The organism is Enterobacter cloacae complex sp. SYL001, assembly GCF_049237025.1.
GTDB lineage: Bacteria > Pseudomonadota > Gammaproteobacteria > Enterobacterales > Enterobacteriaceae > Enterobacter > Enterobacter intestinihominis.
Window position 1 is genome coordinate 38347 of sequence record NZ_JBMKJI010000031.1, and the last position, 8196, is coordinate 46542.

6 protein-coding genes are annotated in these 8196 nt (G+C 50.4%); 5 read left to right on the top strand and 1 reads right to left on the bottom strand.

Going from position 1 to position 8196, the window contains the following annotated elements; all coding sequences use genetic code 11:
* The first annotated feature begins 2 nt into the window (after nucleotides 1-2).
* From cpsB to ugd, 4 genes are all read left to right on the top strand, one after another.
* On the top strand, nucleotides 3-1430 hold the full coding sequence (gene cpsB, locus ACOTZP_RS21010) for a mannose-1-phosphate guanyltransferase (protein WP_271075215.1): 1428 nt from the start codon (nucleotides 3-5) through the stop codon (nucleotides 1428-1430).
* A 67-nt stretch (nucleotides 1431-1497) separates the two neighbouring features.
* A complete protein-coding gene (gene cpsG, locus ACOTZP_RS21015) occupies nucleotides 1498-2868 on the top strand; it encodes a colanic acid biosynthesis phosphomannomutase CpsG (protein WP_271075216.1) in 1371 nt (456 codons plus the stop codon).
* A 167-nt stretch (nucleotides 2869-3035) separates the two neighbouring features.
* Nucleotides 3036-4442 (top strand): NADP-dependent phosphogluconate dehydrogenase, encoded by a 1407-nt coding sequence (gene gndA / locus ACOTZP_RS21020; protein ID WP_271075217.1) that lies wholly within the window; start codon nucleotides 3036-3038, stop codon nucleotides 4440-4442.
* Nucleotides 4443-4667: 225 nt separating this feature from the next.
* Complete coding sequence (ugd, locus tag ACOTZP_RS21025) at nucleotides 4668-5834, top strand: UDP-glucose 6-dehydrogenase (protein ID WP_271075218.1); 1167 nt, start codon at nucleotides 4668-4670, stop codon at nucleotides 5832-5834.
* A gap of 49 nt (nucleotides 5835-5883) precedes the next feature.
* On the opposite strand, the gene ACOTZP_RS21030 is transcribed toward ugd, so the two are convergent.
* Nucleotides 5884-6888: an NAD-dependent epimerase gene (locus ACOTZP_RS21030; RefSeq protein WP_271075219.1), complete on the bottom strand. Its 1005-nt coding sequence runs from the start codon at nucleotides 6886-6888 to the stop codon at nucleotides 5884-5886.
* A gap of 192 nt (nucleotides 6889-7080) precedes the next feature.
* Here ACOTZP_RS21030 and wzzB point away from each other — a divergent pair, with 192 nt between their 5' ends.
* Nucleotides 7081-8061, top strand: a complete 981-nt coding sequence (gene wzzB / locus ACOTZP_RS21035; RefSeq protein ID WP_271075220.1) for an LPS O-antigen chain length determinant protein WzzB — start codon at nucleotides 7081-7083, stop codon at nucleotides 8059-8061.
* Nucleotides 8062-8196 lie beyond the last annotated feature (135 nt).

The window sequence follows — 8196 nt, forward strand, 5'->3', positions numbered from 1 at the left end:
ATATGAGTCTTTTTCCAGTAATTATGGCTGGGGGAGCAGGTAGTAGGTTGTGGCCGCGTTCTCGTGAGCTTTATCCGAAACAGTTTCTTTGTCTAACAGGGGAGCTGACTATGCTGCAAACAACCATTAATCGTCTTAATGGTATTGCATGTGAAAACCCGATTGTGATTTGTAACGAGCATCACCGTTCGATTGTTGCTGAGCAACTGCGTCAGCTTGATAAACTAACTCAGAATATCATTCTTGAACCAACAGGAAGAAATACTGCTCCTGCTATAGCATTAGCTGCTCTAACCATCTTACGTACTACGCAGTCTGAGGATTCTCTTATTCTTGTTCTTGCTGCAGATCATGTCATCAAGAATGAAGATGCTTTTCGTCAAGCAGTTAGTAGTGCAATACCTCTTGCAGAGATGGGAAAGTTAGTCACATTTGGTATTGTTCCTAATCAACCTGAAACGGGGTACGGTTATATTCGTCGTGGTACATGCGTATCTGAAAATAACTATGATTTTGCCTTTGATGTAGCTCAATTTGTTGAAAAGCCAGACTTGGTTACGGCTAAGAAATATATTGCCAGTGGTGATTATTACTGGAATAGTGGCATGTTTTTGTTCAGCGCATCACGTTATTTGGAAGAGTTGGCGAAATTCCGACCTGATATATTGGCCGCTTGTGAAGAGGCAATCGCTGGCGTTGACCATGATCTCGATTTTGTCAGGGTAGACGAACAGGCATTTCTGGCTTGTCCTGACGAGTCAATTGATTATGCCGTTATGGAAAAAACTGCTGATGCGGTGGTCGTGCCCATGAATGCAGGCTGGAGCGATGTTGGCTCCTGGTCTTCATTATGGGATATCAGTGATAAAGATCTCAGCGGCAATGTTCATCATGGCGATGTAATCAGCTATGCTACGGAAAATAGCTACGTCTACGCTGAGTCTGGCCTGGTGACCACGGTTGGGGTGAAAGATCTGGTGGTTGTCCAAACCAAAGACGCTGTGTTGATTGCCGATCGTAACGCCGTGCAGGACGTTAAAAAAGTTGTGGAGAAGATCAAGGCAGATGGCCGCCACGAGCACCACATTCACCGCGAAGTATACCGTCCGTGGGGCAAGTATGACTCAATCGATACGGGTAATGGGTATCAAGTGAAAAGACTGACTGTGAAGCCAGGTGAAGGATTGTCTTTACAGATGCATCATCACCGAGCGGAGCATTGGATTGTGGTTTCAGGTACTGCCCAGGTAACTTTGGGGGAGGAAGTGAAATTGCTCCGAGAAAATGAGTCTATCTATATCCCTCAGGGAGTTCGTCACTGCCTCGAAAATCCAGGAATAATACCTCTTAAGATCATTGAAGTGCGTTCCGGAACATATCTTGGAGAAGATGATATCGTTCGTTTTAAAGATCGCTACGGGCGAATCTGATTACCATTAATCCATGCCATTAACTACATACTTTAAATGGAAATGATCCTCCGAAGGAGCGAACCCTATGAAAAAATTGAGATGTTTTAAAGCCTACGATATTCGCGGCAGGCTGGGCGAAGAGCTGAATGAAGACATCGCGTGGCGCATTGGCCGCGCGTACGGCGAATATTTAAAACCACAGACCATCGTGCTGGGCGGCGACGTGCGTCTGACCAGTGAATCCCTGAAGCTGGCCTTGGCGAAAGGGCTGCAGGACGCGGGCGTCGACGTGCAGGACATCGGTCTTTCCGGTACAGAAGAGATCTATTTTGCCACCTTCCACATGGGCGTGGACGGCGGTATCGAAGTGACCGCCAGCCACAACCCGATGGACTACAACGGCATGAAGCTGGTGCGCAAGGGCGCGCGTCCTATCAGCGGCGACACCGGCCTGCGTGACGTGCAGCGTCTGGCCGAGGCCAACGACTTCCCGCCGGTGAATGAAGCCACACGCGGCAGCTATAAGCAGATTAACCTGCAAAAAGAGTACATCGACCACCTGCTGGGCTACATCAATGTGGCAAACCTCAAACCGCTGAAGCTGGTGATTAACTCCGGCAACGGCGCGGCAGGCCCGATTGTCGATGCACTTGAAGCCCGCTTTAAGGCGCTGAACGCGCCGGTGACCTTCGTCAAAGTGCACAACACGCCAGACGGCAACTTCCCGAACGGTATTCCTAACCCGCTGCTGCCGGAGTGCCGCGACGACACCCGCAACGCGGTGATTGAGCACGGCGCCGATATGGGTATCGCCTTTGACGGCGATTTCGACCGCTGCTTCCTGTTCGACGAGAAAGGGCAGTTTATCGAAGGCTACTACATTGTCGGCCTGCTGGCGGAAGCGTTCCTCGAGAAAAACCCGGGGGCGAAGATCATTCACGATCCGCGCCTCTCCTGGAACACCGTCGACGTGGTGAAGGCCGCGGGCGGCGAGCCGGTGATGTCCAAAACCGGTCACGCGTTTATCAAAGAGCGTATGCGCGAGGAAGACGCCATCTACGGCGGCGAGATGAGTGCCCACCACTACTTCCGTGATTTTGCCTACTGCGACAGCGGGATGATCCCGTGGCTGCTGGTTACCGAGCTGCTGTGCCTGAAGGGACAGACGCTGGGCGAGCTGGTGCGCGACCGTATGGCGGCGTTCCCGGCGAGCGGGGAAATCAACAGCAAGCTGGCGGAGCCAGCCGAGGCCATTGCCCGCGTGGAGCAGCACTTTGCGATTCACGCGCTGGAAATTGACCGTACGGACGGCATCAGCATGGCCTTCCCGCAGTGGCGCTTCAACCTGCGCTCGTCCAACACCGAGCCGGTGGTGCGCCTGAACGTGGAATCCCGTGCTGACACGGCGCTGATGGAAGAGAAGACACAAGAAATTCTGGCTTTGCTCAGGAAGTGAGGGTCTGCCGCCAGCGTATTTCTGGCGACTTGACTGTACCTGGATTGTGCAATCAGTGTGACATAGATCAGCAAAAGCTATTCAGGTCACCTAATACTGAGTTAACATCTCAACCACATTTCAAGCCGCGCATAAGCCGTGGTGACCACACCTGACAGGAGTATGTAATGTCCAAGCAACAGATCGGCGTTGTCGGTATGGCAGTTATGGGGCGCAACCTGGCGCTCAACATCGAAAGCCGTGGTTATACCGTCTCCGTTTTCAACCGCTCCCGTGATAAGACTGAAGAAGTGATTGCCGAAAACCCAGGCAAGAAACTCGTTCCTTTCTATACGGTAAAAGAGTTCGTTGAGTCTCTGGAAACGCCTCGTCGTATCCTGTTAATGGTGAAAGCGGGCGCAGGTACCGATGCAGCTATCGACTCCCTGAAGCCATATCTGGATAAAGGCGACATCATCATTGATGGTGGTAACACCTTCTTCCACGACACCATTCGTCGTAACCGTGAACTGTCTGCTGAAGGCTTCAACTTCATTGGTACTGGCGTATCCGGCGGTGAAGAAGGCGCTCTGAAAGGTCCATCCATCATGCCTGGGGGCCAGAAAGAAGCGTACGAACTGGTCGCGCCAATCCTGACCAAAATCGCAGCCGTTGCTGAAGACGGTGAGCCATGCGTGACCTATATCGGTCCTGACGGTGCTGGCCACTATGTGAAGATGGTGCACAACGGCATCGAATACGGCGATATGCAGCTGATAGCCGAAGCTTACTCCCTGCTGAAAGGCGGCCTGAACCTCTCTAACGAAGAACTCGCTGAGACCTTTACCGAGTGGAACAAAGGCGAGCTTAACAGCTACCTGATTGACATCACCAAAGATATCTTCACTAAGAAAGATGAAGAGGGTAAATACCTGGTCGATGTGATTCTGGATGAAGCGGCGAACAAAGGTACCGGTAAATGGACCAGCCAGAGCTCTCTTGATCTGGGCGAGCCGCTGTCTCTAATCACCGAATCCGTATTCGCGCGTTATATCTCTTCTCTTAAGGAGCAGCGCGTTGCGGCATCTAAGGTGCTGTCCGGCCCGCAGGCAAAACCAGCCGGCGACAAAGCTGAATTCGTTGAAAAAGTACGTCGTGCACTGTACCTGGGAAAAATCGTTTCTTACGCGCAGGGCTTCTCTCAGCTGCGTGCAGCTTCAGACGAAAACAACTGGGATCTGAACTACGGTGAGATCGCGAAGATTTTCCGTGCTGGCTGTATCATTCGCGCACAGTTCCTGCAAAAAATCACCGATGCCTATGCAGAAAATGCAGGTATCGCAAACCTTCTGCTGGCTCCTTACTTCAAGCAAATTGCAGATGAATATCAGCAGGCGCTGCGTGATGTGGTTGCGTACGCGGTGCAGAATGGTATCCCAGTTCCTACCTTCTCCGCTGCGGTGGCGTACTACGACAGCTATCGTGCTGCCGTTCTGCCAGCGAACCTGATTCAGGCACAGCGTGACTACTTCGGTGCGCATACCTACAAGCGTACGGATAAAGAGGGTGTCTTCCATACCGAATGGATGGAATGAGTTAACTCTCTGCAATAACATCAACCCGGAGCTCGTCTCCGGGTTTTTTTATGCAAAAAATGCCGCGCAATAATCGAAGTAGTCTGAATCTCGTCCCGCTCGTAATGATTACTCCTGGTTTGCCTTGACAGTGTTGTTTGCCAGGAGGTACAAAGCCCAACAGTTATGTTTATCGCGATGGTCTGGCGGCCATCAGTACAGTTAACTAAAAGAAGTCATTAGCGAATGAAAATAACAATTTCCGGAACAGGGTATGTCGGTCTTTCAAACGGCATTTTGATTGCTCAGAACCATGAAGTGGTTGCACTTGATATCGTGCAGGCCAAAGTGGATATGCTCAATGAGAAGAAATCGCCGATCGTCGACAAAGAAATCCAGGATTATCTCAGCAACAAAACGCTGAATTTCCGCGCCACGACGGATAAAGAAGATGCATACCGCGATGCGGATTACGTCATTATTGCCACGCCTACTGACTACGATCCAAAAACCAACTATTTCAACACCTCAACCGTCGAAGCGGTTATCAAAGATGTTATCGGCATTAACCCTGATGCAGTAATGGTTATCAAGTCGACGATCCCGGTTGGTTTTACCAAATCCATCAAAGAAAAATTTGGTATTGATAATATCTTCTTCTCGCCAGAGTTCCTGCGTGAAGGGAGGGCGCTTTACGATAACCTGCACCCATCCCGTATCGTGATTGGCGAGCGTTCCGAGCGTGCAGAACGTTTTGCTTTGTTGCTTCAGGAAGGCGCTATCAAGCAAGATATTCCGGTTCTGTTCACCGATTCCACCGAGGCAGAGGCCATTAAGCTTTTCGCCAATACCTATCTGGCGATGCGTGTGGCTTACTTCAACGAGCTGGACAGCTATGCCGAGAGCTTAGGTCTGAACACCCGTCAGATCATCGAGGGCGTGTGTCTTGACCCGCGTATCGGTAACCATTACAACAACCCGTCCTTCGGTTACGGCGGCTACTGCCTGCCAAAAGATACCAAGCAGCTGCTGGCTAACTATCAGGCGGTGCCGAACAACCTGATTTCCGCCATTGTGGATGCCAACCGCACGCGTAAAGACTTCATCTCGGATTCCATTCTCGCGCGTCAGCCGAAAGTGGTGGGTGTTTATCGTCTGATCATGAAGAGCGGTTCCGATAACTTCCGCGCTTCTTCCATTCAGGGGATCATGAAGCGTATTAAGGCGAAGGGCGTGCAGGTCATTATTTATGAACCGGCGATGCAGGAAGATGAGTTCTTCCATTCGCGTGTGATCCGCGATCTGGATGCGTTTAAGAAAGAAGCGGATGTAATTATCTCCAACCGTATGGCGGAAGAGCTGGCGGACGTGAAAGATAAAGTCTATACCCGCGATTTGTTCGGCAGCGACTGATCAAAATCGTGATATAAAAAAACCCGGCACTGTGCCGGGTTTTTTGTTTTTAAACGTTATAGAAGTTGCGGTACCAGTCGACGAAGTTTTTCACGCCTTCTTTGACTGAGGTTTGTGGTTTAAACCCAATAACGTCATACAGCGCTTTGGTGTCCGCACTGGTCTCCAGCACGTCCCCCGGCTGGATCGGCATCATATTTTTCACCGCTTCTTTCCCCAGCGCCTCTTCAAGCGCGGTGATGTAATCCATTAGTTCGACAGGTGAGCTGTTACCGATGTTATACACGCGATACGGGGCAGAGCTGGTTGCTGGCGAACCGGCTTCGACCGTCCAGTCGGCATCGGCCTGAGGAATGACGTCTTGTAGGCGAATAATCGCCTCCGCAATATCATCGATATAGGTGAAGTCGCGCTTCATCTTGCCGTAGTTGTATACGTCGATGCTGTTGCCTTCAATCATGGCTTTGGTGAATTTGAACAGCGCCATGTCCGGTCGGCCCCATGGGCCATACACGGTAAAGAAGCGCAGGCCAGTGGTAGGCAGATTGTACAGATGCGAATAGGTATGCGACATCAGCTCGTTAGCTTTTTTGGTTGCGGCATACAGCGATACCGGATGATCTACGGAGTCGTCAGTAGAAAACGGCATCTTACGGTTGAGGCCGTATACAGAGCTGGATGACGCATACAGAAGATGCTGAACCTTATTGTGGCGACAGCCTTCCAGCACGTTCAGGTGACCTACCAGGTTCGCATCAGCGTAGGCATGCGGGTTTTCCAGCGAGTAACGCACGCCCGCCTGTGCGGCAAGATGGATTACGCGGTCAAACTTCTCATCAGCGAAGAGGTTTGCCATGCCCTCGCGGTCCGCTAAGTCCAGCTTGTAGAAGGTGAAACTCTCGGATTTGAGCAGTTCGAGGCGAGCGAGTTTGAGGTTAGGGTCATAGTAATCATTCAGATTATCCATCCCAACAACTTCATGCCCTGCATCAAGCAGGCGCTTGCTGACATGAGACCCGATAAAGCCCGCCGCGCCAGTTACCAGAAATTTCATAGCTTCCCTCATTCACAGTCTTCTTGTTGATGTCCCAGGACATCAGAATCCGCCTATGATAGCGCGTCGTACTTCACTTACATAACCCATCTTTCCGATATAACTCATCGGATTCTTATAGAAAAATCGCCAGCAACAGATACACTAAGGAAACAAGATTATTTTTGCCCTTTTTCATCTGTTAGGGATTGTATGACGCAAAACAACAATAGCCTGGTCACACGCAACAATGACCCGGAGCAAATTGATTTACTGGATTTAGTGCTACAGCTGTGGCGTGGTAAGTGGGTAGTTGGAGCATTCGTTGCTGCTTTTATTGTTCTTGCCGTTGTTTACATCACTGTTGCAAAAGAGAAATGGACGTCATCCGCCATCATAGCCCAGCCAGATGCGGCACAAATTGCCACTTATTCCAATGCGTTGAATATCCTCTATGGTGGGGCAGCTCCATCCATGCTGGATATTCAGAATCGTGCTATTGGTCGTTTTAATTCCTCCTTCTCGGCATTAGCTCAGGCGCTGGAGAATCAGGAAGATCCGGAAAAACTGACTATTGAGCCTACCGTAAAAGGGCAAAGTTTACCTTTAACCGTAAGCTATCAGGGCGAATCCGCTGATGCAGCTCAAAAGCAATTAGCTCAGTATATTCAGCAGGTTGATGAGCAGACGGCTAAAGAACTGACGCTTGACCTCAGAGATAACCTCAAGCAGCAGATCACAACCCTGAAAGACTCGCTTCAGAACCAGGAGAAAGTGGCACAGGAGCAGAAAGATCTGCGTATCAAACAGATCTCTGAAGCTTACAAGAATGCGGAAGCAGCTAAAATTAGTACTCCACAGCTCCAGCAAACGCAGGATGTCACTCAGGAAACCATGTTCCTGCTGGGTACCGTAGCGCTCAAGTCAATGATTGATAACGAAGCGTCACGTCCGCTGGTCTTCTCAGGCGCTTACTACCAGACCAAACAAAACTTACTGGATATTCAGAACCTCAACGTTAACCCAGACACCATTCACGTCTATCGTTACGTTATGAAACCTAATCTGCCTATCCGACGTGACAGCCCGAAAAAGGCCATCACCCTCATCCTTGCCGTTCTCCTCGGCGGGATCATCGGTTCTGCTGTCGTCCTCGGCCGTAACGCGCTGAGAAACTACAAACCAAGAGCCTGATTTACACACAAAAAAAGACCGGGTTTCCCCTAATGCCGATCGTTTAAGGATCGGTTGACCGATCCAGCGGCTGGTGTAAAAAGGGTTCTGTGTTCATCATGGAGCCCTTTTTAAATGGAACTGTCCCAGGCCCTC